Origin of the sequence: Vibrio sp. 1CM8B (assembly GCF_023161685.1) — a bacterium.
GTDB classification, from domain to species: Bacteria; Pseudomonadota; Gammaproteobacteria; order Enterobacterales; family Vibrionaceae; genus Vibrio; species Vibrio coralliirubri.
This window is the reverse complement of the sequence record NZ_JALNTU010000032.1, coordinates 1-616: the sequence shown is the minus strand read 5'-3', so window position 1 is coordinate 616 and position 616 is coordinate 1. Positions and strand designations below refer to the sequence as shown.

General features: G+C 40.1%; 1 protein-coding gene. It reads right to left on the bottom strand.

Annotated elements, in window-relative coordinates:
* Positions 1-34 precede the first annotated feature (34 nt).
* Positions 35-616, bottom strand: a 582-nt coding sequence (locus MSG36_RS23800; protein WP_248369923.1) for an IS3 family transposase, incomplete at its 5' end; no start/stop codon positions are given.

The following is a 616-nucleotide window of genomic DNA, read 5'->3' as shown; positions in this document are numbered from 1 at the left end:
TGTCTCGTCCTAAAATACGTTGACAGTATTTCTACTAAGCCAACAGCGTCAGCTGTTGGCTTTTTTCATGCACCTCATTTGGAGTTTTCATCCTGAGACTAAGGTGCGGCCTCATATTGTTATAGGTACTTATAGACTCTTTTACTAGTTGTCTAAGTTCTACGAGGTTTTTACACTTATCAAGTAAGAACTCTTGTTTCAGTATTCCATTTACTCTCTCCGCTAATGCATTTTGGTAGCAGTCATAACCGTCTGTCATCGAGGGGCTTATGCCACTACTTTTCAACTTATCTTGATAAACACCGGAGCAATACTGGAGACCACGATCAGAGTGATGGATACACGAACGATAATATTGACGTCCCTTAATAGCCATATCTAGCGCTTTCACAACATCCGTCGCCTTCATTTCATTGCTCAGCTCATAGCCCATAATTTTCCGACTAAACGCATCAGTTACCAATGAGAGATAGTGAACGCCTTCATCTGATTGGATATAAGTGATGTCACTTACTAGCACACCCTCTGGATTGCATGGTTTGTAGTTCTTTAATAAGTTCGGATGTTTTTTCATCCAATGCTTACTGTTTGTCGTTTTTGTAAAACTACGTTTAGG